Annotated in this window: 30 protein-coding genes; 23 read left to right on the top strand and 7 right to left on the bottom strand. The window is 31.0% G+C overall.

Annotated elements, in window-relative coordinates; genetic code table 11:
- Position 1: 1 nt before the first annotated feature.
- On the top strand, positions 2–706 hold the full coding sequence (locus ACZ5LY_RS02635; RefSeq protein ID WP_013413880.1) for a dihydromethanopterin reductase (acceptor): 705 nt from the start codon (positions 2–4) through the stop codon (positions 704–706).
- Here ACZ5LY_RS02635 and ACZ5LY_RS02640 read toward each other — a convergent pair.
- From ACZ5LY_RS02640 to ACZ5LY_RS02650, 3 genes are read right to left on the bottom strand one after another with little or no spacing between them, the layout of a single operon-like run.
- Complete coding sequence (locus ACZ5LY_RS02640; RefSeq protein ID WP_013413881.1) at positions 690–1,070, bottom strand: DUF192 domain-containing protein; 381 nt, start codon at positions 1,068–1,070, stop codon at positions 690–692. The genes ACZ5LY_RS02635 and ACZ5LY_RS02640 overlap by 17 nt on opposite strands.
- The gene (locus tag ACZ5LY_RS02645; protein ID WP_013413882.1) at positions 1,048–2,022 is read right to left on the bottom strand and encodes an ArsA family ATPase; all 975 of its coding nucleotides are present in this window, start codon (positions 2,020–2,022) and stop codon (positions 1,048–1,050) included. Before ACZ5LY_RS02645 ends, ACZ5LY_RS02640 begins: the two co-directional genes overlap by 23 nt.
- 12 nt (positions 2,023–2,034) lie before the next feature.
- Entirely contained in the window at positions 2,035–3,474 is a 1,440-nt protein-coding gene (locus ACZ5LY_RS02650; protein ID WP_013413883.1) for a flippase, read from the bottom strand.
- Positions 3,475–3,548: 74 nt separating this feature from the next.
- Here ACZ5LY_RS02650 and ACZ5LY_RS02655 point away from each other — a divergent pair, with 74 nt between their 5' ends.
- Genes ACZ5LY_RS02655 through ACZ5LY_RS02665 form a run of 3 tightly spaced genes read left to right on the top strand, consistent with a single transcriptional unit; the run spans position 3,549 to position 6,630 of the window.
- The gene (locus ACZ5LY_RS02655; RefSeq protein ID WP_464577856.1) at positions 3,549–4,862 is read left to right on the top strand and encodes a UDP-glucose dehydrogenase family protein; all 1,314 of its coding nucleotides are present in this window, start codon (positions 3,549–3,551) and stop codon (positions 4,860–4,862) included.
- Positions 4,859–5,803, top strand: coding sequence for a UDP-glucuronic acid decarboxylase family protein (locus ACZ5LY_RS02660; protein ID WP_013413885.1), 945 nt, complete (start codon positions 4,859–4,861; stop codon positions 5,801–5,803). Before ACZ5LY_RS02655 ends, ACZ5LY_RS02660 begins: the two co-directional genes overlap by 4 nt.
- The gene (locus tag ACZ5LY_RS02665) at positions 5,800–6,630 is read left to right on the top strand and encodes a glycosyltransferase (protein WP_013413886.1); all 831 of its coding nucleotides are present in this window, start codon (positions 5,800–5,802) and stop codon (positions 6,628–6,630) included. The genes ACZ5LY_RS02660 and ACZ5LY_RS02665 overlap by 4 nt, the downstream gene beginning before the upstream one ends.
- On the opposite strand, the gene ACZ5LY_RS02670 is transcribed toward ACZ5LY_RS02665, so the two are convergent.
- Positions 6,593–7,534, bottom strand: coding sequence for an SDR family oxidoreductase (locus tag ACZ5LY_RS02670; RefSeq protein ID WP_048060687.1), 942 nt, complete (start codon positions 7,532–7,534; stop codon positions 6,593–6,595). The two genes, ACZ5LY_RS02665 and ACZ5LY_RS02670, sit on opposite strands and share 38 nt — an antisense overlap.
- 232 nt (positions 7,535–7,766) lie before the next feature.
- Positions 7,767–8,597 carry a F420-dependent methylenetetrahydromethanopterin dehydrogenase gene (locus ACZ5LY_RS02675; protein WP_464577859.1) on the bottom strand — a complete coding sequence of 277 codons (831 nt, stop codon included), beginning with the start codon at positions 8,595–8,597 and terminating at the stop codon, positions 7,767–7,769.
- 229 nt (positions 8,598–8,826) lie between these two features.
- Here ACZ5LY_RS02675 and ACZ5LY_RS02680 point away from each other — a divergent pair, with 229 nt between their 5' ends.
- A complete protein-coding gene (locus ACZ5LY_RS02680; protein WP_245526754.1) occupies positions 8,827–9,684 on the top strand; it encodes a radical SAM protein in 858 nt (285 codons plus the stop codon).
- Here the strand turns inward: ACZ5LY_RS02680 and ACZ5LY_RS02685 are convergent.
- Positions 9,681–10,718 carry a M42 family metallopeptidase gene (locus ACZ5LY_RS02685; protein WP_013413890.1) on the bottom strand — a complete coding sequence of 346 codons (1,038 nt, stop codon included), beginning with the start codon at positions 10,716–10,718 and terminating at the stop codon, positions 9,681–9,683. The genes ACZ5LY_RS02680 and ACZ5LY_RS02685 overlap by 4 nt on opposite strands.
- The gene (gene afpA / locus ACZ5LY_RS02690) at positions 10,715–11,281 is read right to left on the bottom strand and encodes an archaeoflavoprotein AfpA (protein WP_464577861.1); all 567 of its coding nucleotides are present in this window, start codon (positions 11,279–11,281) and stop codon (positions 10,715–10,717) included. The genes ACZ5LY_RS02685 and afpA overlap by 4 nt, the downstream gene beginning before the upstream one ends.
- Positions 11,282–11,370: 89 nt before the next feature.
- On the opposite strand from afpA, the gene ACZ5LY_RS02695 reads away from it, so the two are divergent.
- From ACZ5LY_RS02695 to ACZ5LY_RS02780, 18 genes are all read left to right on the top strand, one after another.
- Positions 11,371–12,048 (top strand): tetratricopeptide repeat protein, encoded by a 678-nt coding sequence (locus tag ACZ5LY_RS02695; protein ID WP_464577863.1) that lies wholly within the window; start codon positions 11,371–11,373, stop codon positions 12,046–12,048.
- Between the two features lie 37 nt (positions 12,049–12,085).
- Positions 12,086–12,409, top strand: coding sequence for a carboxymuconolactone decarboxylase family protein (locus ACZ5LY_RS02700; RefSeq protein WP_013413893.1), 324 nt, complete (start codon positions 12,086–12,088; stop codon positions 12,407–12,409).
- A 14-nt stretch (positions 12,410–12,423) separates the two neighbouring features.
- The gene (locus tag ACZ5LY_RS02705; RefSeq protein ID WP_148217915.1) at positions 12,424–12,969 is read left to right on the top strand and encodes a 50S ribosomal protein L15e; all 546 of its coding nucleotides are present in this window, start codon (positions 12,424–12,426) and stop codon (positions 12,967–12,969) included.
- Positions 12,966–13,385 (top strand): RNA-binding protein, encoded by a 420-nt coding sequence (locus ACZ5LY_RS02710; RefSeq protein ID WP_013413895.1) that lies wholly within the window; start codon positions 12,966–12,968, stop codon positions 13,383–13,385. Before ACZ5LY_RS02705 ends, ACZ5LY_RS02710 begins: the two co-directional genes overlap by 4 nt.
- Entirely contained in the window at positions 13,372–14,076 is a 705-nt protein-coding gene (gene rnp3, locus ACZ5LY_RS02715; protein ID WP_464577865.1) for a ribonuclease P protein component 3, read from the top strand. Before ACZ5LY_RS02710 ends, rnp3 begins: the two co-directional genes overlap by 14 nt.
- The gene (locus ACZ5LY_RS02720) at positions 14,073–14,471 is read left to right on the top strand and encodes an Rpp14/Pop5 family protein (RefSeq protein ID WP_013413897.1); all 399 of its coding nucleotides are present in this window, start codon (positions 14,073–14,075) and stop codon (positions 14,469–14,471) included. The genes rnp3 and ACZ5LY_RS02720 overlap by 4 nt, the downstream gene beginning before the upstream one ends.
- A 122-nt stretch (positions 14,472–14,593) precedes the next feature.
- Entirely contained in the window at positions 14,594–15,349 is a 756-nt protein-coding gene (gene psmA / locus ACZ5LY_RS02725; RefSeq protein WP_013413898.1) for an archaeal proteasome endopeptidase complex subunit alpha, read from the top strand.
- Positions 15,350–15,352: 3 nt separating this feature from the next.
- Entirely contained in the window at positions 15,353–16,054 is a 702-nt protein-coding gene (locus tag ACZ5LY_RS02730) for a ribosome assembly factor SBDS (RefSeq protein ID WP_013413899.1), read from the top strand.
- Between the two features lie 11 nt (positions 16,055–16,065).
- Positions 16,066–16,734 carry an exosome complex RNA-binding protein Rrp4 gene (gene rrp4, locus ACZ5LY_RS02735; RefSeq protein WP_013413900.1) on the top strand — a complete coding sequence of 223 codons (669 nt, stop codon included), beginning with the start codon at positions 16,066–16,068 and terminating at the stop codon, positions 16,732–16,734.
- 5 nt (positions 16,735–16,739) lie between these two features.
- Complete coding sequence (gene rrp41, locus ACZ5LY_RS02740) at positions 16,740–17,501, top strand: exosome complex exonuclease Rrp41 (protein ID WP_464577867.1); 762 nt, start codon at positions 16,740–16,742, stop codon at positions 17,499–17,501.
- On the top strand, positions 17,452–18,249 hold the full coding sequence (gene rrp42 / locus ACZ5LY_RS02745; RefSeq protein WP_048060571.1) for an exosome complex protein Rrp42: 798 nt from the start codon (positions 17,452–17,454) through the stop codon (positions 18,247–18,249). Before rrp41 ends, rrp42 begins: the two co-directional genes overlap by 50 nt.
- 5 nt (positions 18,250–18,254) lie before the next feature.
- The gene (rpl37A, locus tag ACZ5LY_RS02750; RefSeq protein WP_013413903.1) at positions 18,255–18,527 is read left to right on the top strand and encodes a 50S ribosomal protein L37Ae; all 273 of its coding nucleotides are present in this window, start codon (positions 18,255–18,257) and stop codon (positions 18,525–18,527) included.
- A complete protein-coding gene (locus tag ACZ5LY_RS02755) occupies positions 18,528–18,659 on the top strand; it encodes a TFIIB-type zinc ribbon-containing protein (RefSeq protein ID WP_013413904.1) in 132 nt (43 codons plus the stop codon).
- A gap of 2 nt (positions 18,660–18,661) precedes the next feature.
- Positions 18,662–19,165, top strand: a complete 504-nt coding sequence (locus tag ACZ5LY_RS02760) for a brix domain-containing protein (protein ID WP_013413905.1) — start codon at positions 18,662–18,664, stop codon at positions 19,163–19,165.
- On the top strand, positions 19,155–19,421 hold the full coding sequence (locus tag ACZ5LY_RS02765) for a KEOPS complex subunit Pcc1 (RefSeq protein WP_013413906.1): 267 nt from the start codon (positions 19,155–19,157) through the stop codon (positions 19,419–19,421). The genes ACZ5LY_RS02760 and ACZ5LY_RS02765 overlap by 11 nt, the downstream gene beginning before the upstream one ends.
- Positions 19,421–19,777, top strand: coding sequence for a prefoldin subunit beta (locus ACZ5LY_RS02770; RefSeq protein WP_013413907.1), 357 nt, complete (start codon positions 19,421–19,423; stop codon positions 19,775–19,777). The genes ACZ5LY_RS02765 and ACZ5LY_RS02770 overlap by 1 nt, the downstream gene beginning before the upstream one ends.
- A 188-nt stretch (positions 19,778–19,965) precedes the next feature.
- Positions 19,966–21,801: a right-handed parallel beta-helix repeat-containing protein gene (locus ACZ5LY_RS02775; protein WP_464577869.1), complete on the top strand. Its 1,836-nt coding sequence runs from the start codon at positions 19,966–19,968 to the stop codon at positions 21,799–21,801.
- A complete protein-coding gene (locus tag ACZ5LY_RS02780; RefSeq protein WP_464577871.1) occupies positions 21,795–22,751 on the top strand; it encodes a DUF2121 family protein in 957 nt (318 codons plus the stop codon). Before ACZ5LY_RS02775 ends, ACZ5LY_RS02780 begins: the two co-directional genes overlap by 7 nt.
- Positions 22,752–22,765: the final 14 nt, after the last annotated feature.

Here is a 22,765-nt window from a genome sequence, read left to right on the forward strand (position 1 = left end):
TATGAGGGTAGCATGGGCTTTTACTGGTGCTGGACATTTCCTTAAGGAAAGTGTCATGATTTATGAGAAAGTAGCAAAGAAACATGACGTAACAGTGTTAATGTCTAAGGCTGGAGAAGAAGTATTGAAGATGTATGGATTATATGATAGAGTTAAAAAATTTACAGGAGGTTATTATAAAGAATTGGTACGTGAAAAAGATCAAGAATATAGTTTTCCAATAACTGGAAGATTTTCACTTGGTCGTTATGATTTACTTATAGTTTCACCAGCAACTGCAAACACTGTTGCAAAAATTGTGCATGGAATAGCAGATACGCTGGTTACTAATGCTGTTGCACAGGCAGGAAAAGGACGTGTAAAAACACTTATAGTACCTGTAGATATAAAAGTTGGAAAAAATGAAACAGTTTTGCCTTCTAAACTTGAGCTAGATTTATGTAAAAATTGTGAAACTTGTAAAGCGGCGGCAGCATGCCCAACAGATGCCATAATTCCTGGAAGAGAAATTGAACTGTTGAAATGCATTGGATGTGGAAGTTGCGAGAAAGCTTGTCCTTACAATGCAATAGTTGGTGGAAAAATCATTGAAATATATGTAAGGAAAATAGACGTAGAAAATACAAAGCTTTTAAATAAGTTAGAATGTGTTGAAGTCATAGATAATCCAAAAAAAATATTGGATTATATTACATCTTTCTCATAGAGATTTTATCGCCAATTTCAGTTTTTGACTTTTTTATCATGCCTTTTTTTAATTCTATAACATATTTGGCTCGTGATGTAGGAACATAAAAACTCCATGGTTCTAATGTTTCTGCATCTATCACTATTTTTTTGTCATTTAAAAATATAACGTCTATTGGCGCTAGCATGAAAAACGTATGGATTGCTGATGTAAATCTATTTCTTCCTGTAGGTATTTTTATAATTATACCTTCTTTTATTTCTTTTTTGAGCATTAAACCTTTAAATCTGGAAAAAAATGTATTAGCGCAAGTAGCTATACCTAGCTTAGAATTTTTATTTTCATTAAAAATTAAAAATTTAAGATGCCTTTGGTTGTCCATATAACATCTCAGCTATTTTTTCAAGTGTTTTAATGCCTCTAGCTTCTTTTTTAAGTAATGGAACTTTCGATATTTTTTTGTCTTTAAACTTTTCCTCTATTTCTTTTAATCTTTCGTTTTGAATTCTTCTTCTTGCCTTACAAAACTCACAATCATCTTTTTTTGGTAACACCTGATTAACTACAATGTTATCAACAGGGATATCATATTTTTTTAGAGCCTTTATAGCTCTTTCAGATTCATATATTGACATTTCCTCAGGAATAACTACCATTTTAAATGAAGTTCTTTCAGGATCAGACATTATTTTCCTAGCCTTCATTATCTGTTTTTTAGTTTTTTCTAAATTTTCTAGAGCTTTATCTTCATCGTTTTCATCTGATGTAAATGGTAATATTTTCTTGAACATTTTGGTCATTGCCTGTAGTTGTTTTCTTAATTTTATCATTTTGCCAACCCATGAGTCCATAATGTCTGGGAAGGATAGAAGACGAAGAGTGTGACCAGTAGGTGCTGTATCAAATATTACAACATCATATTCATTTGTTGTCATGTAACGTATAAACTGATCAAATGCTGCTGCTTCATCAATTCCAGGTGACATTGATGCTAAATCCATTTCTTCTTCTAGTAAATCTAACCCCATACCTTGAGTCATGTCCATTTGTGACTTTAATTTTTCTTTATATTCTTCTACAGCTTTTTCTGGATCTATCTCTACAGCATATAAATTTTCTATTATTTTTGTTGGTACATGTCCTATTTTCATACCAAAAGAATCTGACAGAGAATGTGCAGGGTCTGTTGAAATTATAAGTGTTTTTTTACCTGATTTCGCCATCCATAATGCTGTGGCAGCTGAAATGGTAGTTTTTCCAACACCACCCTTACCACCAACAAATATAAAATTTGTTTTTTTATTGTTCATTTTAATTAAATCTTTGATTGCCATATTGTCCCTCCTTTATTTTTGATCACTTTTGATTCCAAGTGCCATCTTTATTATTAACCAGTCTATTTCATCTAGCACTCTCACTGCAATTATTCCTATGAAATATGCAACAACGCCCAATATTATTTTTAGAATAAGATATATTGGCGTCATTAGTATTATAGCTAAAACAATGTTTAAGCATAAAATTTTTAGTACAGTGTTAATCATTGAAAACTTTAATTTATATTTTGTTTTGTTAACACAATAAATAAACATTATTGTGATGAGGAGTTCTGTTGCCACAGTTGTTATACTTGCACCAATGTAGCTCATTTTTGGTATTAATATTAGATTCACAACAACATTAAATGCTGCTGCGATTCCAGTAGTTTTTGTCACTGTTACTTGTCTATTTGACGAATTTAAAAGATTTGCAAAAATTCCATTGGTAAATATAAATACTATGGTCCATATTAATATTTGAAATGCAGGGACAGCAGGAAGATATTGTGGACCATATACTAGTAATGTTATTTCTTTTGCTAAAATTGTTGTAAACACTGCTATTGGCATTGAAATCAGCAGCATGTATTTTAATGATTTTTGATATGTAAGTGTAAGTCTTTCCGAAGATTGGATATAAAATTTAGACATAACCGGAAACAACGCTATCATGTAGGTAGAATAAATAAAAAGGAGAGCCTGCATGATTTTATATGGAGCATTATATAAACCCACTACAACATCATTTTTCATAAAAGACAACATTGCAGAATCTATCCAAAAATAAATATTTGTAAATATTCCTGTTATACCAAAAGGTAAGGCTTCTGGTAATATTTTTTTCCATAAATCAGAATTGACAGCGATACCAACTTTTAAAAATTTTGAATTACAGATAAGATATGAATAAAGTAAAGATATAAATGCTGAAAGTGTGTAGGCCATTCCAATTTCAATTATTCCTAATTTTAAATATATTACACCCAAAATGAAAATAAGGAGGAGAGAGTTATTTAAGATCGTGCTTATTGTTTGATACTCCATTTTTTCAAATCCTTGGAACACGCCATAAAACACGTTATTAAAAGATTGTAGTATTACATAGATGCCAATAAGAATTGTTACAATTTTTCCATAAACAGGATATTTACGGATAAAAATAATAACAAGTAAAAATGTGAAGGTTATAATCGAAAAAATTGTTTTGAGTGAAATAACGTTTCTAAATAAATTTAAAGATTTTTCACGTTTTCTTGCAATTTCTCTTGTTAAATATATGCTTAGGCCTAGATCTGCAAATATACCAAATATACTTGTAATAGCAAGGGAAGCTGAAATAATACCAAATCCACCAGCACCTAAATATCTAGCCATTGCTACAGTCCATATAAATCCTGCAATGTTTGTAAAGATTGATGCCAAAAGCAACACAAATGTGTTTTTTACTACTGTACGAACTTTACTCATTCCATCACCTTTTTATTTTTTTGAATTTAAAAGTAAAAATGTGTGTTGATGTATTTTCATTAAGAGGTGGTATTTTGAAAATTGGAATTATAGGTACTGGTTATGTAGGACTCACAACAGCAGTATGTTTTGCAGAGTTTGGTCATGAAGTTATATGCAGTGATAAAGATGAAAAGAAATTAAAATTATTAAAAAAATGCAAGTCTCCTATTTATGAGCCTAAATTGGAAAATCTATTACATAAAAATTTCGAAAGGCTAAAATTCACATCTAAAAATAAAGAAGTTGTGGATTTTGCTGATGCAATATTCATATGTGTAGGAACTCCTGAAAAAAATGGTAAGCCAGATCTTTCACAAGTTGAAGAAGCTGCCAGAGAAATAGCCCTATCTTTGAAAAATGATTATAAATTGATAATTGAAAAATCTACAGTCCCTGTCAATACTTATCAATGGGTAAAAAAAACCTTAAAACGCTATTCCAAATCTTCCATTAATTTTGACGTTGCATCAAATCCAGAATTCCTTAGAGAAGGATCTGCCATTGATGACTTCATGAATCCCGACCGAATAATCGTAGGAGTTGAAAATAAAAAGGCTGAAAAGATTTTAAGAAAAATTTATAAACCATTGATTAAGAAAGGTGTTCCCTTCCTTGTAACTGATCCTGCAACAGCTGAAATTATAAAACATGCATCTAATTCATTTCTTGCAATGAAAATTTCTTATATAAACATGGTTGCTAATTTGTGTGAGAAATTAGGTGTAGATGTTACCACGGTAGCAAAAGGAATGGGATATGACCCAAGAATTGGAGATAAGTTTTTAAATGCTGGAATAGGTTATGGAGGATCTTGTTTTCCAAAAGATGTTAGGACATTTATAAAAATAGCTGAAGAACATGGCATTAATTTTAGTTTATTACGGGAAACTGAGAAAATAAACAAAGCTCAAAGAAAAAGATTTATTGAAAAAGTTGAGAACGTACTTTGGATAAATAAAAATAAAAATATTGCAATATGGGGATTATCATTTAAACCAGGGACTGATGACATCAGGGATGCTCCATCAATTGACATTGTATCCGAACTTTCGAAGCAAGGGGCAAACCTAAGATTATATGATCCAAAAGCTATGGAAAATTTCAAGAAGATATTCCCAGAAAGTGAGAATATAAAATATTGCAATGATAAATATGAAGCACTCAAAAATGCTGATGCACTGCTAATATTAACAGAATGGGATGAATTTAAAAATCCTAATTTTAATAAAATGAAAAAATTAATGAGGTTGCCCATAATTATCGATGGAAGAAATATTTACGAATTAGATGAAATAGAAGAAGGTTTTGAATATTATTCTGTAGGACGACGAGCGGTGAAAAAATGAGAATACTCATAACAGGTGTCGCTGGCTTTATAGGTTCACATTTAGCTGAAAGGTTTATAAAAGAGGGTCATAAAGTTTTAGGAGTCGATAATTTCATTACAGGTAATTTTAGGAATATAAAAAAGTTAGTTAAATCGCCTAATTTCAAATTTAAAAAATTAGATATCTCAAAAAAAACTATAGATTTTGATGCAGATATTGTAATGCATTTTGCTTCTCCAGCAAGCCCTGTTGATTATTATAGATATCCACTAGAAACTTTGAAGGCAGGTTCGTATGGTACATTCAATACATTGAATATAGCAAGAAAAAATGATGCAAGGTATATTTTAGCATCTACTTCTGAAGTTTATGGAGATCCAGAAGTACACCCACAAAAGGAATCATATTGGGGTAATGTAAATCCTATTGGACCTAGGGCAGTGTATGATGAGGCTAAAAGATTTGCTGAGGCCACAACCGCAGCATATCATAGAGAATTTGGATTAGATACAAGGATAATAAGAATATTTAACACTTATGGACCTAGAATGAAGCCAGACGATGGCAGAGTTATTCCAAATTTCATAACACAGGCATTAAAAGGAGAAAAAATAACAGTTTATGGAGATGGTACCCAAACAAGGAGTTTTTGTTATATAGACGATTTAGTGGAAGGTATTTACAGATTGTCAATTAAAGACAACTTAGATGGTGAAGTTGTAAATCTCGGAAACCCTGAAGAATATAGGATAATTGATTTAGCAAAACTTATAATTGATCTTGTAGGTAAAGATTTGGAGATAACATATAAAAAGTTACCAAAAGATGATCCAAAACGCAGAAGGCCTGATATTACCAAAGCCAAAAAATTAATTGGATGGGAACCAAAAACTCCATTGAAAATAGGACTAAAAAAAACGATAAAATACTTTAAAAAAATATTGGGTGAAAAAACATGAAAGACGTTGCGGTTGCTTATAGAATCTACCCAGGAGTTTCTAAAACACCTGCAATATTTCAGGAGGATAAATATAAACTTTCAAAGTTATGTTTGGAATCATTTAGAGAGTCTCTTGGGGATTTAGATGTGAAAATTTTTGCAATTTTAGATGGCTGTCCTGATAGATATGTGGATTTATTTAAGGAATATTTTAATGATATCGAATTTATTAGGTTAGATTCAGTAGGTAACCAGAAAACATTTGAAAAACAAATAAATTTACTTTTAAATCAAAAAGACTCTGACATTGTTTATTTTGCTGAAGATGATTATTTTTATTTACCAAACACGTTTGAAGAAATGATAGAATTTCTTGAATATGAAGACGTTGATTTTGTAACTCCTTATGACCACTTGGATTACTATGAACATCCTCTACATCAGCATAGAAAAGAAAAAAGGACATACAAAGGTAGAATATGGAGGACTGTTGCATCCACATGCTTAACTTTCTTAACAAGTAAAAAAGTGCTTAAGGAAACCAAAAAAATAATGGAAAGTTATGTACATGGAAATCATGATGCTAGCCTATGGATAAGTTTAACAAAAATAAATATAAACCCTCTGAAGTGTTTAAAATCACGGGAAATGAGGTATATAATTTATTTAGCTTGGAAATATTGTTGGAAACAAATATTATTTGGAAAGAGATATAAACTCTGGGCTCCTAAGCCATCAATAGCTACACATATGGAAAGTACGAAATTAGCTCCAAGTGTAAATTGGAAAAAGTTAATAATGGCTAAAGCTAAGAAGATTGACCCTGAATGTAAATTTGTTGTTTAAACCATTCTATTGTTTCTTTTAGTTGTTCTTTAAAATTCCCTGGCTTAAATTTCAATTTTGATTTTAATAGGCTAATGTCTGCCCATGAATGTTTAATATCTCCTGGTCTAGGGTCTGTGTATATAGGTTCAACCTCTACATCTAAAATCTCCTTAATTAATCTAAATAATTTATTTACAGAGATGGATTCTCCCCTAGCAACGTTCAATACACCTGTAAAATTTGACTCTGCAACCTTTATATTTATTTTCACAACGTCTTTAACATAAATAAAATCTCTTGTTTGGGTACCATCTCCATAAATTTTTGGAGGCTCATTTTTAATCATTTTATAAATAAATTTAGGAATAACTGCTGCATATTGTGAATGTGGATTTTGTTTTGGCCCGAAAACATTAAAATATCTCAAAGAAACTGTTTTTAAGCCATACACTTCATTAAACACCTTACAATATAATTCAGATGAAGCTTTAGACGCTGCATATGGTGACAAAGGATTCAAAGAATCGTCTTCTGAGAGTGGTAAATTAGGATTGTCACCATATACTGCAGAAGATGATGCATTTATGACTTTTTTAACATCTGTGTCTCTAGCTGCTAATAATACTTTTAAAGATCCAGTTACATTAACTTTATGACATTCTATGGGATTTTCAATACTTCTAGGTACACTTGCTATTGCTGCATGATGAAAAACATAATCTTTATCTTCAAATATTTTTTTTAAATTGACTTCATTAATGTCTTTCATTATGACCTCTATATTCTCGTTTTCTAAATTTTTCAAATCACCTGTTGATCCATTGTCTATCACTGTAACTTCATTATTTTTAGATAATTCATTGGCTAAGTGAGAACCAATGAACCCTAAACCCCCCGTTATCACTATTTTTTTATCTTTCATTGTAGACATTAGATTACCTCCCACTGAAAAGCTAAAGCTAAATACAAAAGAAATCTTTTTTGTTTGTCTGTTCTGTTCCTTTTATTTCTATAGCATGGTTAAACTTTTTACATAATTCTATTCATAAATAACTTTTCACTTAATGTGAAAAATTAGTTTTGAAAAAACAATAATTTAAAAGGCAAAAAATTAGTTAAAAAAATTTAAAAAATAGGTGGAAAAATAAAAGAAGTTATTTTGGTTTGGCCATTAACGCTACTTTTTCTAATAATTCTCCTTTTTTACCATGTGGAGTTCTCTTTACAGTGTCATTTGATTTTTCTATTTCTCTAGCTTCTGAAGCTAATTTAGCAGCGATTGATACCATTTCGTGTGCTGAAGCAACAATAGGTATATATTTCTCTGGATCTTGTACCATAAAGCATCCTTTTACATCTAGATCAGCAGCTTTTGCTGCTATTTCATACGCTGCCATGGCTTTTGCTTTAGCATATGGATTTTCAAATTCTCCTGCTTCTACAGCCTTTTCACTGTCTATAATTAATTTTGGAAGTTCTATTTCTTTTCCTGCCTCAAGATCTGATATTAAATCATCTAAAGTTTTATGTATTAATCTGTATGCACCAGTACATGCTAAAACTTTAATTACATCAGCATTAAATGATGCCATTTCTGTTGGATCAAGGAATTCTCTTCTAGCACCTATCATAGGATCTGCTTCAACTATTATATATCCAAGACCCTGTTTTTCGATTTCATCTTTAACTCTTTTACCAGGAGCATCTCCTATGATAATGCTAGGTACATCGCTCTCAGATAACAATTCTCGAGCTTTTGCTGGACCTGGGGCACCAGGATTTGGACTTATGAATATCACTAAATCTCTGTCCATGTCTAACATCTTGGGTACAACATCTTCAACTTGTTCAGGATTCATTTTTGCGCTAGATCCAATAACTCTCACATCAATGTTTGGCCTATCAGCTCTTTCATCTAAAAGAAGATCTATCACCGGAGATGTCCCAATATTTCCACATTTAATTACGCCAATTTTTACAACCATAAATTCACCTCAGTATTAATTATACACGAACTTATAATACATGTTTTCAATATTAATATTTTTCGACTTATTCTTAACCATTATTCATATCTTCAACCTCTTACAAATGCTAACAGTTTAATTTTTAATTTTCCAAGATTAAAAATTTTGGGAAAACAAAATTTTTATTATTTTTCATCGAAAAATTATTTTAGAGAGAATCCTATTTTTGGTGATATTATTGAGAATTGTGTTAAGTAGTGAAACATCCAACAAATTAGAAAAAATTGTTGGAAATTTAAAAGTATCTAAACATTGTGTAGGTTGTGAAGGTTTAGATATTAAAAAAGAAGATCCACAACATCATCCATCAATTGAAATTACCCAAAAATGTAATCATAATTGTATTTTTTGTTATTCAAGATTAGTAAAAGTAAAACCAGGTATTTATGGAGATTTTGAGAAATCTAGTGCTGTAACTATAAGTCAATATGGAGAACCATTATTGTATCCAAAAACTGTTAAAAAATGTATAGAATATGTAAAATCATTTGGTTTAAGATGTGATTTACAAACTAATGGTTCTTTATTAAACAAAAAACTAATGGAAGAATTTAAGGAGTTGGGTTTAGACATTGTTATGATAAGTTTAAGTTCTTCTAATAAAGAAACACACCAAAAAATAACAGGTGAATGGAATTTTGATAAGATATTTGAAAATATAAAAATGGCAGGAAAATATTTTTATACAATTATTAGGGCTGTACATATTCCTGGCTTTAATGATAATGAGTTAATTGAGTTAGCTAGCATGCTTAACAAAACTGAAGTAGATGAGATGATGATACATAATTTAATTATTCATAAAGGAAACAAAGACAAAATTAAATATAATGAAAATATAGGAAGAATAAAAGATTTATTACTTTTAGTAGATGAAATACAGAAGAAGGCTCCAAAACTAAATGTCACTATAAAAGGATGTTTGCTTACTCACTTGAAAAAAATGGATGGGTTTACTCTTGAAGGAATAACTTTTAATAGTTTTTCAGATGTCCCAACCATTAAAAGAAAATATTCTCCTTTACCCTTTGACATCGCTGATTAATTTTCAATAACTTCTAAATATTTCTCAAGAGCTTTAGTTAATAATTTTATACAATTCTTAACATCGTCTAAATGTGCAACACTTACTGGAGTATGGATATATCTTGTTGGAACTGAGAGAACTCCTGATGGTATACCAGCCCTAGTAAGATGTATAGCTGTTGCATCAGTAGTTCCACCTTCACTTACTTCTAACTGATATTCTATATTTTCCTTCTCAGCAGTAGTTATTAATAATTTTCTAACTTTTGGATGTGTTATTATCCCTCTGCCACTTGCATCTGTTAAAACTATAACTGGTCCTTTACCTAATTCAACTGGTGCATCTTCTTTTTTTATTCCTGGATGATCTCCTGCTATAGTTACATCTAGTGCTATAGCTAAATCAGGGTTTATCTGATATGCAGAAGTTCTTGCACCTTTAAGACCTACCTCTTCTTGAACGGTTCCAACGCCATAAATAGTTGCAGAACTATCAACTTTCTTTAAAACTTCAATCATTACTAAACAACCAAGTCTATTGTCTAATGCTTTAGCTTTAAAAATTTTATCAGATAACATCTCAAAATTTCCTTCAAAGGTTATAGGATCACCTACAGATATTAATTTCTTAGCTTCTTTTTCATTTTTAACACCAATGTCTATGAACATGTTTTCATAACTTATAACTCTCTTTCTTTCTTTAGGCTTCATTCGATGTGGTGGTTTAGATCCTATAACTCCTGTAACTGTTTTTTCACCATGAATTTTAACTGTTTGGTTTAACAACATTTGATCGTTTATTCCTCCAATTTTAGAAAATTTAACAAAACCTTTTTTATTAATATGCTTGACCATTAATCCAATTTCATCCATGTGAGCTGCTAACATTACTTTTTTATCTCCTCCTTTTTTTACAGCAATGAGATTTCCAAGAGAATCATATTTTACTTCATCTACATAATCCTCTATTTCATTTTTTATGAGTTCTCTTATCTTTTCTTCAAATCCAGAAATTCCGGGAGTTTCAGTTAATTTTTTTATCAATTTTTTCATTTTTTTCCACCTTTACCAATGTTTTTCCAATTTCTAATGATCTCATATATTTCTTCAGGAGTTTTAAAAACATGAGTATTGTTCATTTTTTTTATTCTTCTTACATGTTCTACATCATGTTTAGTTATTGTTAATTCTAGTTTTTCTCCATTAGGCAACGTTGTCAATGTTTTTCCTTCTTTAAAATCTGTTGGCATAATATAAACTGGAACTCCTGATTTTTGTGCCATTATTGCTGCATTGGTAAGTAATGTGTCTCCAATTCTTAGAGAAATTTTTGCCACTGTATTCGACGTACATGGTGCCAATAAAAGAAAATCATATTTTCCTAATTGTATTTGCCCTGCCAAAAATGGAGAATTCGAATTAATTTCAACCCAAATTTTTCCAAAATTTTCTTCTAATTTTTCTGCTATTCCGTAATATTTTACAACTTGTTCTCCTGCTTTCGACATGAAAACCCTTATATCAATGTCTTTGTATTTTTTCTTAATATTCTTCATGGTTTCAAAAGTTTCAACAAGTTTTTCTCCAGCTCCTGTTATTCCCCAAGCTATTTTCATATTCTTTCCTCCAACTTATACAGCATAATTAAATTCTTAAATATTTTATGGCAAAATTTTATTAGTAAATATAAAGAAAAAAATTATTCATGACAAAAAGAGAAATTTTAAACAAGGCTTCATTGTTGCTTAACATGGGCAGGTTTAGCGATGCATTATACCTCTACAACAAAGTTCTTGAAGAAGATCCTGACAATTGTGAGGCTCTAAACAATTCAGGTATAGCATTGCTCTTTCTAGGCAAATATGAGGAAAGTATCCAATATTTTGATGAAGTATTAAAAATAAAAAATGATAGTGGGGCATGGATTAATAAGAGTAATGCATTAATAAACCTCGGGAGATATGAAGAAGCTATTGAATGTTGTGATAGAGCTTTAGAGATAGCAATCAATGATTCAGAAAAGGTTTATGCATTAGTAAATAAAGGTAATGCGCTTTTTAGTATTGATGAATACGATGAAGCTTTAGATTGCTATGATGAAGCATTAAAAATAAATCCAAACGACGTTGGTATATGGAACAATAAAGGTAATTTATTAAAATCAATGGGTAAGTATGAAGAAGCTATTGAATGTTTCGATAAGGCTCTGGAAATAGATCCTAGAAGTATTGGCAGTTGGTACAATAAATCATTGGCTTTGGAAGCATTAGGTGAATACGAAGAAGCTCTAAAATGTATAGAGAATGTCATTAAAGCTTATCCTGGATTTGAACCTGCCATGAAAATAAAAGAAAAGCTTAAAAAGAAATTGAAAAATGAATAAAATTTTGTGTGAAAAATTAACTAGGTGGAAGGGAAAAATGAAAGAGGAAGTTTTTTATGCAAAAGGAGTTAAGTATATAAAGGAGGAATATCCTGAAATATATGAAAGTCTTGTCAAGTTAAATGAAGCTGTTTACACAGGAAAGGTTTTAGATTATAAGACACAAAAGTTAATAGCTTTGGGAATAACTGCAGCTAAATCTGATGATAGAGCCATTAGGCAACAAATAAAAAGCGCTATAGAGGAATTTGGAGTCACAAAAGATGAAATTATGGATGTATTAAGAGTTGTGTTATTAACATCTGGAAATCCTCCATTTATGAAGGCAGTGAAAATATTACATGAAGTTTTAGAAGAATAGAGGTGCAAAAAATGATGTATAAATACATCAGAGAAGCATGGAAAAGGCCAAAAGATTCATACGTCAAAGAAATAATGATGGAAAGAGCCCCAAAATGGAGAAGAGAAAATGCAGTTCAAAAAATAAAAAGACCAACCCGTATAGACCGTGCTAGATCTTTAGGGTACAAATCAAAACAGGGATTTGTTGTTGCACGTGTTCGCGTTAAAAGAGGAGGTAGAAAAAAATCTAGATTTAAAGCAGGAAGAAGACCAAAAAGGATGGGAGTCAAAAAAATAACTTCTAAAAAGAGCCTTAAGAGAATCGCAGAAGAAAGAGCAGCAAGAAAATTCCCAAATCTCGAAGTCTTAAATTCATATTGGGTGTGGGAAGATGGTGTATACAAATGGTTTGAAGTTATATTAGTCGATCCACACCATCCTGTTATAAAGAGTGATCCTGATATTAACTGGATATGTGAACCACAGCATCGAGGACGTGTATTTAGAGGTTTAACTAGCGAAGGCAGAAAGAATAGAGGATTAAGAAAGAAAGGAAAAGGCGCTGAAAAAGTAAGATGATACATAATATTTCTTATAGGGTTTTTGTACATGCAACAGAAAATGAAGACAAGGTCTTAGAAGCTCTTAGGACAATTATCCCCAATGCAAAACCAGAGAAAGAAGAAATAGAAGGTCACCATCATAATCCAATTCTTGTAATGAAAGAAAAGATAACTGACAAAAAAACAATTAAAAAGTTTATTGAAACAATGAAGGAAATAGGTAAAGAGATAAACAATGACCTTGAGAACATGATTGATAACCATGCAAATTTATTTTTGAGATTTGATAAACAAGAAGCATATAAAGGAAGAATAAAGTTAACAACGCATGGTGATGCAATCCATATAAAAGCAAAAATAAAGGCATATCCAGCAAAGAAATCTGTAGCCATAAAAAAACTTAGAGAATTTTTGACAAATGAAGTTCTATGAGTTATGTATTGTTGGCAGTGACTATGATTCTGATCTACAACTTTTATTTGAAAGTAAAAGGCTAGGTTATACAGGGGCATGTATCAAATACTCTCCAAATAACTTACCTGAAAAATCATATTTTAAAGATCTTGAAGAGGAAGTTGGAATAAAGGTAATACCTCGGATAGAACTTAAACCTGAAAATTTTCCAGATCTTAGAAAGAAAGTAAATAAATATAGAGATAAATACAAAGATTACTTGATATCAATACATGGAGGAACTATAAAAGTTAATCGTGCTGCTTGTGAAAATTTACGGGTAGATATTCTTTCACATCCTTATCGTGGTAGAAGAGACCCAGGAATGGACCATATACACGCACGTGCAGCAAGTAGGAACAACGTTGCAATAGAATTATCACTGAGAGATCTCATAATGTCATGGTCAAATGTAAGAGCAAAACTGATGCAACATTTTAGAGATATAATAAAGTTACATCGTAAATTTAAATTTCCACTCATAGTTTCAAGTGAAGCAAAATCTCCATATGATTTAAGGAAACCAAAGGATATAATGTCTATTTTAGAATGTTGTTTTGATCTTTCTAAAGAGGAAATAATTAACATAGTTCACAAGACACCAATAGATATCATTAAATTTAATGAAGAAAGACCTAAAATGGTAGTATTAGGTGTCAAAGTTTTATGAAGTTAAAAATACTTCCTTCAAGTTTGCGATACAAAAAAAGATATATCGCATTTGAAATTATATCAGAACTTTCATTAAATAGACGAGACATAATAAATATTATATGGGATTCATGTCTCAAAGTTTATGGAGAATGTAACGTTAGTAAATTTCGAATATGGGTTACAAAGCTTTGGTGTCCTCCATCTTTACAACATGGAAGAGTAATGGCAGGTTTATTAAGATGTAAGAGAGGAGAAGAAAAAAAAGTTATTTCAGCATTGTCTTTAGTATCTCAATATAAAGGTAAGAGAGTTGTGATACATACTCTTGGAGTATCAGGTACTATGCGTGCTGCAATGCGAAAATTTATATTACCACTACTTAAAAATTCTTCAGGAAAGCTTGAGAAATAAAATTTTGAGGATAATGACAATAATTCTGATAACATCGTAAGCTTTATTATAAAAATCATTAAATAAATTTATTTTTTTAGTCTAAGTATTTAAATAAGAATTATAAAAAGGTGGGATATTATATGCAACCATTACAAAGTGCAGGATACGATAGAGCAATAACAGTTTTTAGCCCAGATGGTAGACTCTTCCAAGTTGAATATGCTAGAGAAGCTGTTAAAAGAGGTACAACATCATTAGGTGTAAAATCAAAAGAAGGAATAGTATTATTAGTAGATAAAAGACCAACAAGTAGATTAGTGGAACCAAAATCTATAGAAAAAATATTTCAAATAGATGAACACATAGGCGCTGCAACATCTGGTTTAGTTGCTGATGCTAGAGTAATAATCGAAAAAGCTAGGATTGAAGCACAAATTAATAGAATTACCTACAATGAACCTATAAGAGTTGAAACTTTAGTTAAAAAAATATGTGATATGAAGCAACTCTACACCCAGCATGGCGGAGTAAGGCCATTTGGTTCTGCATTAATAGTTGGCGGTGTTAATGGAAAGAAACCTAGACTTTTTGAGACAGACCCTAGTGGAGCATTAATTGAATACAAAGCTACAGCTATAGGTGCAGGCAGGCCAATAGCTATGGAAGAGTTTGAAAGGAAATACAGAGACGATATAACATTAAAAGAAGCTATAGATTTGGCATTGGATGCTGTATACGAAGCTACAGAGGGTAGAACAACAGCAAAAAGTATAGAAATAGCTACAATTACCACTAAGGATAGAAAATTTAGATTGTTACCAGATGAAGAGGTTAAAAAATATGTAGATGAATTGTTAGAAAGAAAGAAAGAAGAAAAGGAGGAAAAAGAGGAATAAAAAATGGTTAGCATCGAAGATGCAGTTATTGCACGTTTTGAATCTCATGGAGAAAGATTTGAAATTCTTGTAGATCCAGATTTAGCTTTAGAATTTAGAAAAACGCCAGAAAAATATGATATAGAGGATATAATTGCCGTAGAAGAAATTTTTAAAGATGCCAAAAAAGGAGAAAAAGCTTCTGAAAAAAAGATGGAAGAAGTGTTTGGTACAGCTGATCCTTTAGAAGTTGCAAAAAAAATTATACTCAAAGGCTCTATTCAACTTACAGCTGAACAGAAAAGAAGGATGATGGAAGAAAAATTTAAAAAAATAGTAAATAAAATTTCGCGAGAAGCAATAAATCCACAGACAGGTCACCCGCATCCACCAAAAAGGATAGAAAGGGCAATGAAAGAATGTAAAATCCATATAGATCCATTTAAACCTGTGGACGAACAAATAAAGGAAGTTTTAAAAGCTATACGTACAAAAATACCAATAAAATTTGAAAAAGTTAAAATAGCAGTTAAAATACCTGGTAAATATGTAGGATCTTCCTATGGTACTATAACTAAATACTGTAAAATTTTAGAGGAAGAATGGCAGGATGATGGATCCTGGATAGGGATTGTCGAACTACCAGGAGGTCTACAAAACAAATTTTATGAAGAACTTAGTAAATTAACTGCTGGTGAAGTAGAAACAAAACTCCTCAGAGAATAGGAGAGATAACCGTGTTGTTCGTCAAGGAAAGGGACATTGTGGTCCCTGGAGAAAAATTGGCAGGAAATGATTATATTGCGGGTAGAGGAACTTTTATTGAAGAAGATAAAATATATTCTTCTGTTGTAGGATTAGTATCAATAAAAGGGAAAAGAATTGAAGTTATTCCTCTCCAAGGTAAATATATACCTAAAAAAAATGATAGTGTTATTGGGAAGGTCGTTGATGTAAAATTTGCAAGATGGATTGTCGACATAAGATCTCCTTATTCTGCTATTTTACCAGTTTCTGAAGTTATAGATAAAGGTAAAAAGAATTTAGAAGAAATATTTGGCATTGGAGATACATTATTTTTAAAAATTATAGAAGTAGATGAAGTTAAAAAAGTTAAACTAGGTTTACATGAGGGTGGCCCAATAAAACTTGAAGGTGGAACATTAGCATATATAACACCTAGTAAGGTTCCTAGAGTCATTGGAAGAAAAGGATCAATGATAAAAATGTTAAAAAAATTGACGAATTGCGAAATCTTACTAGGACAGAATGGCGTAATTTGGGTTAAAGGCGATAAAAAAATGGAAGAAATTGTTAAACGTGCATTAGAGATGATAGATAGAGAAGCACATACTTCTGGACTTACTGATCGTGTTAAAGAATTTATAATTAGATCTATAGAATAAGGTTGATGATAATCGTGCCAGATACAGTAGAATTCGTTAGAAAAGATGGAAGAGCATACAACGAACTTCGACCAGTAAAAATTAAAGCAGGAGTATTAAAAAGAGCAGATGGATCATCCTATATTGAGTTAGGGTCCAATAAAATATTAGCAGCGGTATATGGTCCTAGAGATCCTCAAATAACAAAAATAAAGAGACCAGATAGGGCAATAATTAGGTGTAGATACAATATGGCACCATTTTCTGTAGAGGAACGAAAAAGACCAGGACCTGATAGAAGATCAATAGAGATTTCAAAAATAACAGCAGAAGCTTTAGCGCCTTCTATAATTTTAGAAAAATTTCCAAGATCATCAATTGATATTTTCATTGAAGTTTTGGAAGCAGATGGTGGAACAAGATGTGCAGGAATAACTGCTGCATCTGTTGCACTTGCAGATGCAGGAATACCTCTTCGTGATTTGGTAGTCGCATGTTCAGCAGGTAAAGTTAATGGTCATGTAGTATTAGATTTAACTGAAGAAGAAGATAAAGAAGGTGAAGCAGACGTTCCTGTGGCAATAATGCCCAGAACTAAAGAAATAACATTATTACAAGTTGATGGAGAATTGACACCTGAAGAACTTGAAAAAGCTATAGATCTTGCTATTGAAGGTTGTATGAGTATAAATAAACTTCAAAAAAAAGCATTGAAAGAAAAATATGGGTGTATTGACCATGGAAATAATTCCGGAAATAATGAAAGAAGATATAATAAGTCTTATTAGCAATAACAAAAGATTGGATGGCAGGTCTTTCTATGAATTTAGAGATATAAAAATTAAAACAGGTGTAATATCTAAAGCAGAAGGTTCAGCAAGAGTCAAATTAGGAGATACACAAGTTCTTGTTGGTGTAAAACCAACAATAGGTGAACCATTTCCAGATAATCCTAATTTAGGAATAATAATAACAAATTCAGAGCTTTTACCAATGGCATCTCCTACTTTTGAGCCAGGGCCTCCTGATGAAAGATCCATAGAGCTTGCTAGGGTCGTTGATAGGTGTATAAGAGAAAGTAATATGCTTGATTTAGAAAAGCTATGCATAATTGAAGGTGAAAAAGTTTGGATACTTTTCATAGATCTCCATATTTTGGATTATGATGGGAATTTGTTTGATGCCTCTGTACTTGGGGCAGTAGCAGCATTAATGGATACAAAGTTACCAAAAGTTAGCATTGAGGATGATGAAGTAGTCATTGATGACAGTTCAGTTGAGTTACTTGATATCAAAGATAAAGTTGCTATGTGCACATTTGCAAAAATAGGTGATGAATTAGTATTAGATCCTTCTTTAGAGGAAGAAGAAATACTTACAGCAAGATTATCAATAGGAATGAATTCAGAGGGAAAAATATGTGCCATGCAAAAAGGTGGAAAAGGTTCATTAAGTAGAGAGGATATATCAAAAGCTATAAATATTGCAGAAGAAAAAACACCTGAACTGTTACAACATTTAGAGAATATTAGGTGATACTTATGGGTAGGACAAAAAAAGTTGGAATAACTGGTAGATTTGGGCCAAGATATGGAATGAAAATAAGAAGAGCTGTTAAGAGAATTGAAGAAAAAATGAAAGAAAAACATATATGTCCATATTGTGAAATGCCACGCGTTAAAAGGATAAGTAGAGGTATATGGAAATGTAAAAAATGTGGAGCTGTTTTCACTGGCGGTGCATATTTACCACAAACATCTGTAGGTAAATCTGCATCCAGGACAATTAAAAGGATAATTGAAGGAGGATCTTAATTGTATAAGTGTTTAAGATGTGGGACTACTATAGACCCCAAAAAACAGAAAAAATACATGTGTCCTAAATGTAGGTACAGGATATTACTTAAAGAACAACCGGAAATTGTGAGAGAATTAAGAGCTAGGTAATCATGCCTAGTATTTTAATTACAACTTCCCGTAGACCTTCACCCCGCACTAGGGCTTTTTGTCAGAGATTTAAAAATGGATTAGATGCACTTTATATTAATCGTGGAAAAATGAATATGCAAGAAGTATTTCTGAAGGCATGTGAAGAAGGTGCACATGTTGTAGCTATTGTACTGGAGTTAAAGGGTAATCCCAGTCGTATAACTTTCTATGATGTGAGTGGTGAAGAATTAGCTTATATATTAATGAATGTTGCAATTCCAAGGAGAAGGGAATTTAATATTGATCGTAAAAGAGTTACAGCCAAAGTAGAGGTGGAAGAGTTACTTCCATTAACATATTTACTGTTCTTAACTCCCCATGATAGCCCAATGTCAAATTATTGGCATATAAAAAAAGGACATGGGAAATATATGGCAATAATGGAATTAATTGATGAAGAAGGTAAAAGTACTGGTCTTAAATTATTTATATTGGATTTTGAGGTTGTAAAGCATGGGACTTGAATCCATAATTTCAGATATTGAAATTTCCTTAAATTTAGAAAAAGATGCAGAAATTGTTTATAAATCCATTAAGCCAGAAGTTTTGACAGCACCATCACAAAGGTCTAAGTTAAATATTAAACGTGATAAAAAAAAGATATTATTTAAAATAATTGCAGAAGATTCACATGCATATAGAGCATCTTTAAATTCTATTTTACGTTGGGTTATAATTTCTCTAGATATTCTTAAATTAATGAAAAGAGGTGATATATAATGGAACAACTTCCAAAAAGTGTGCAACATCAAATAGCTCAATTTCAGCAATTACAACAACAAGCTCAGGCTATAACTGTCCAAAGACAAAGTATAGAGATGCAAATAAAAGAAGCTGAGAGAGCATTAGATGAATTAAATAAAGTTAAAGAAGATGCTGAAATTTATAAGTCTGTTGGAAATATATTGATAAAATCTAATAAAGAAGAGGTCAAGAAAGAATTAGAAGATAAGTTGGAGACTCTTAAGCTTAGGGAAAATACAATAAAAAGACAGGAAGAACGTGTAATGAAAAGGTTACGTGAAATGCAGGCTACAATACAGGAAGCATTGAGGGGAGGAGGATTAGGAACTTAAAATATCTCATACCTCTTCTTCTTTTAATTTTTTCATTACAGGTTGGCGCTGCTACACAAGTAAAAAATTTTAAAACTAATCAAACTTGGAATAGTATACAAAGGGCGATTGATGATTCCAACACTAAAGATGGAGATATTTTACTAGTCGATGGAAGATATTACGAAAATATTACTGTAAACAAACAATTGGTTCTATATGCCCCAAATGGAGCAGAGATACATGGCAGTATTTTTATATTTTCCCCTTCTGTAACAATCAATAATTTTACAATCTTAGGAGAAGTATATATAGAAAAAACTAAAGATATAATATTGAAAAACAATAAAATTAAATCTAATGCTAGAGGTATTTTTATAAATAATTGTCAACAGTGTATACTCACTCAAAATGAAATTTATGGATGTTCAAAAGATGGTGTATACCTTTTTAATTCTACTAACAATACAATTATTTTTAATGTAATTAAAAATAACTCGTGGTGTGGAATATCCTTAGACTCAAGTAGCAACAATATAATCACAAATAATGAAATTTTTGGAAATATAAATGGTGTTCGATTGATAAACTCAGATGGGAATTATATATTTAATAATGTTGTTCACAATAATTGGTGCGGTATATCTATCTATAAAAGTAATCAGAACATTATTGAAAACAATGTTGCTTTTAACAATGGAAAAGATGGAATATATCTGGAAAGAAGTTGTTACAACCAGATTAAAAATAATCATTGTTATACAAACAATGGATGTGGTATTTCACTAGAAACCTCTAGTTATAATGTTATATTGCAAAACATAGCAAATAATAATGGAGAGGATGGAATTTACTTAGGAAATGTTTATAATTGTACACAAAGAAATATGAGGATTTTATATGGTGTTGGCCATGATAATTTGATTTCAGGAAATGAAATTTATTCTAATTCTTGGAATGGAATATATGTGGAATTTAATTTTAATACAACATTATCTGCCAATAAAGTTTACAATAATACGGGAGACGGGGTGTTTCTTAGAGATTGTGAAAATTCATTGCTCATAAATAATGAAATTTATGGAAACCATAGGTCTGAATTGAAATTTGACAATGTTAGTTGTATAGTTTATTTCATGCCAGGAATTTATTATTTAAGTGTTAATTCTATGAGTGAGATATTTTTAATAGGTTCATCAAATTTTAAAAATACTGAAGATGTTTATTTAGAAGCAGTATTGAAGATGGATGTCAATGACATGGAAGTTAATTCCACTTCAACAATTTTGGCACCATATGAAGAAAAAGCATTGTCTGTAGAATATAAATTAAATAAAGTAGGAAATTATAGAATAAACATTTCCTATGAAAAATTTTTGAAAGAATTTGTATCACCAATATTAAATAATTTAACAGTCACTCCAACATCTGGAGTTGCACCACTAACAATAACTGCAACATGTAACATCACAAACACTGGAGGAACAGCTGGAAACTACACAGCAACATTATATGTGAATAACAATGCTGTAAATCAAACAACAGTAACACTAAATCCAGGAGAGTCAAAAACTGTAAGCCTATCTTACACCTTAACACAACCAGGAACCTACAACGTTACAATAGGAAACCTAACACCAGTTACGGTAACTGTAAGTCAAGCATCAATCCAAAACAAAACCTTCACAATAACCCTAACAAACTTAGGAAAATCAACAATAACCATAAAATATTACATCTCAATCTACACAAATCCAGTTAATGGAACTAAAGTCAGCTACAGAGAATTAACAATAACTCTAAAGCCAAATGAAACAAAAACAATAGAGTTAGGTAAATATCTATTTAAATATGCAGTATCTGGAACAATGATTGTCAAAAATCCATCAAGATATAGAATTCCATTAAATCTAAGAATAAAATATGAAATTGAGGGATTGAATCCACAGATGAGGGAGATAAGTAAATACATAGCTCCAAGGGGAGAATTTAGGTATATAGCTAGATACACAGGAAAAGAAGAAGGATATGTTGGCATGTGGTAATAGTGGAGGAAATATTGATGAGTCTTATTTTAGCATATGTCGGAAAAAAAGGTTGTGTTATAGCTGGAGACAAAAGAAAAATTGCATATTTTGGTGATAAGTCTTCTAGGAAAATTCTAGAAGAAAAATTGTATACTGGTAAAATAAAAACTTTAGATGAGCTTTTTGAAGAAGCTAAAAAGTTAGGAGTATCAATAAATATAACTGATAATGCAAAGAAAGTAAGAGAAAAGGGGCATGTTGCAATCGGAGAAGTAGGAATAAAAGCTACACATAGTGCAAAAAGAAGAAGATTATATGCGACAACTAACTGTTATGAAATTATAGAACTTGAAGGCTCAAAAATTGTTAAAAGAAAAAAAGGTAATAGTGCTCTGATTGTTTTTGGAAATAGAATAACAAAAAAAATTTCCAATGAAATTTTAAAAAAAGAGTTTAATCCAAAAATGAGTTTACAAGAAATAGCAAATTTATTTAAGAAAATAATAAAAAAAGCATCGGAATTAACTCCAACAATAAATAAGTCTTGTGATATCGTGATTAAAAATCCTATACTTAATAAAGAAATGGCAGAAAAGATATTGGAGATGAGTATATCAGAAGATATTAAAAACTTGCGAAAATGGAGAAAATCTTTAAAAGATAAGATGATAAAAGCTGCAAAAGAAATAACTTTAGCTTCCAAAATTATTACAGAAGGAGATGTCGGAGAAATAGTTGATATAAAAGATGGAAAAATAATGGTCAAATTAAATCAAGACGTTTGTGCATATGACTTAAATTGGGAAAAAGTTGCTAATCCGGGAGAAATTGTTACAATGACTGCTGACAATCCTTCAGAGATTAAAGTTGGAGACAAAGTAGTTATAGAAAATGAAGAATTATATGTGGAGCGTTGTAAAGAACCTTTACAATGTGAAGTAATACTAACATATTGTAACAGAGGATAAGGAGGTGGAATCTG

Source organism: Methanothermus sociabilis (assembly GCF_055392295.1).

What these genes read in the sequence shown, in the direction of transcription:
- ACZ5LY_RS02635 (WP_013413880.1), top strand. Translation starts at nt 2, where the DNA reads ATGAGGGTAGCATGGGCTTTTACTGGTGCTGGACATTTCCTTAAGGAA.
- ACZ5LY_RS02640 (WP_013413881.1), bottom strand. Translation starts at nt 1,070, where the DNA reads ATGGACAACCAAAGGCATCTTAAATTTTTAATTTTTAATGAAAATAAA.
- ACZ5LY_RS02645 (WP_013413882.1), bottom strand. Translation starts at nt 2,022, where the DNA reads ATGGCAATCAAAGATTTAATTAAAATGAACAATAAAAAAACAAATTTT.
- ACZ5LY_RS02650 (WP_013413883.1), bottom strand. Translation starts at nt 3,474, where the DNA reads ATGAGTAAAGTTCGTACAGTAGTAAAAAACACATTTGTGTTGCTTTTG.
- ACZ5LY_RS02660 (WP_013413885.1), top strand. Translation starts at nt 4,859, where the DNA reads ATGAGAATACTCATAACAGGTGTCGCTGGCTTTATAGGTTCACATTTA.
- ACZ5LY_RS02665 (WP_013413886.1), top strand. Translation starts at nt 5,800, where the DNA reads ATGAAAGACGTTGCGGTTGCTTATAGAATCTACCCAGGAGTTTCTAAA.
- ACZ5LY_RS02670 (WP_048060687.1), bottom strand. Translation starts at nt 7,534, where the DNA reads ATGAAAGATAAAAAAATAGTGATAACGGGGGGTTTAGGGTTCATTGGT.
- ACZ5LY_RS02675 (WP_464577859.1), bottom strand. Translation starts at nt 8,597, where the DNA reads ATGGTTGTAAAAATTGGCGTAATTAAATGTGGAAATATTGGGACATCT.
- ACZ5LY_RS02685 (WP_013413890.1), bottom strand. Translation starts at nt 10,718, where the DNA reads ATGAAAAAATTGATAAAAAAATTAACTGAAACTCCCGGAATTTCTGGA.
- afpA (WP_464577861.1), bottom strand. Translation starts at nt 11,281, where the DNA reads ATGAAAATAGCTTGGGGAATAACAGGAGCTGGAGAAAAACTTGTTGAA.
- ACZ5LY_RS02695 (WP_464577863.1), top strand. Translation starts at nt 11,371, where the DNA reads ATGACAAAAAGAGAAATTTTAAACAAGGCTTCATTGTTGCTTAACATG.
- ACZ5LY_RS02700 (WP_013413893.1), top strand. Translation starts at nt 12,086, where the DNA reads ATGAAAGAGGAAGTTTTTTATGCAAAAGGAGTTAAGTATATAAAGGAG.
- ACZ5LY_RS02705 (WP_148217915.1), top strand. Translation starts at nt 12,424, where the DNA reads ATGTATAAATACATCAGAGAAGCATGGAAAAGGCCAAAAGATTCATAC.
- ACZ5LY_RS02710 (WP_013413895.1), top strand. Translation starts at nt 12,966, where the DNA reads ATGATACATAATATTTCTTATAGGGTTTTTGTACATGCAACAGAAAAT.
- rnp3 (WP_464577865.1), top strand. Translation starts at nt 13,372, where the DNA reads ATGAAGTTCTATGAGTTATGTATTGTTGGCAGTGACTATGATTCTGAT.
- ACZ5LY_RS02720 (WP_013413897.1), top strand. Translation starts at nt 14,073, where the DNA reads ATGAAGTTAAAAATACTTCCTTCAAGTTTGCGATACAAAAAAAGATAT.
- psmA (WP_013413898.1), top strand. Translation starts at nt 14,594, where the DNA reads ATGCAACCATTACAAAGTGCAGGATACGATAGAGCAATAACAGTTTTT.
- ACZ5LY_RS02730 (WP_013413899.1), top strand. Translation starts at nt 15,353, where the DNA reads ATGGTTAGCATCGAAGATGCAGTTATTGCACGTTTTGAATCTCATGGA.
- rrp41 (WP_464577867.1), top strand. Translation starts at nt 16,740, where the DNA reads ATGATAATCGTGCCAGATACAGTAGAATTCGTTAGAAAAGATGGAAGA.
- rrp42 (WP_048060571.1), top strand. Translation starts at nt 17,452, where the DNA reads ATGGAAATAATTCCGGAAATAATGAAAGAAGATATAATAAGTCTTATT.
- rpl37A (WP_013413903.1), top strand. Translation starts at nt 18,255, where the DNA reads ATGGGTAGGACAAAAAAAGTTGGAATAACTGGTAGATTTGGGCCAAGA.
- ACZ5LY_RS02760 (WP_013413905.1), top strand. Translation starts at nt 18,662, where the DNA reads ATGCCTAGTATTTTAATTACAACTTCCCGTAGACCTTCACCCCGCACT.
- ACZ5LY_RS02765 (WP_013413906.1), top strand. Translation starts at nt 19,155, where the DNA reads ATGGGACTTGAATCCATAATTTCAGATATTGAAATTTCCTTAAATTTA.
- ACZ5LY_RS02770 (WP_013413907.1), top strand. Translation starts at nt 19,421, where the DNA reads ATGGAACAACTTCCAAAAAGTGTGCAACATCAAATAGCTCAATTTCAG.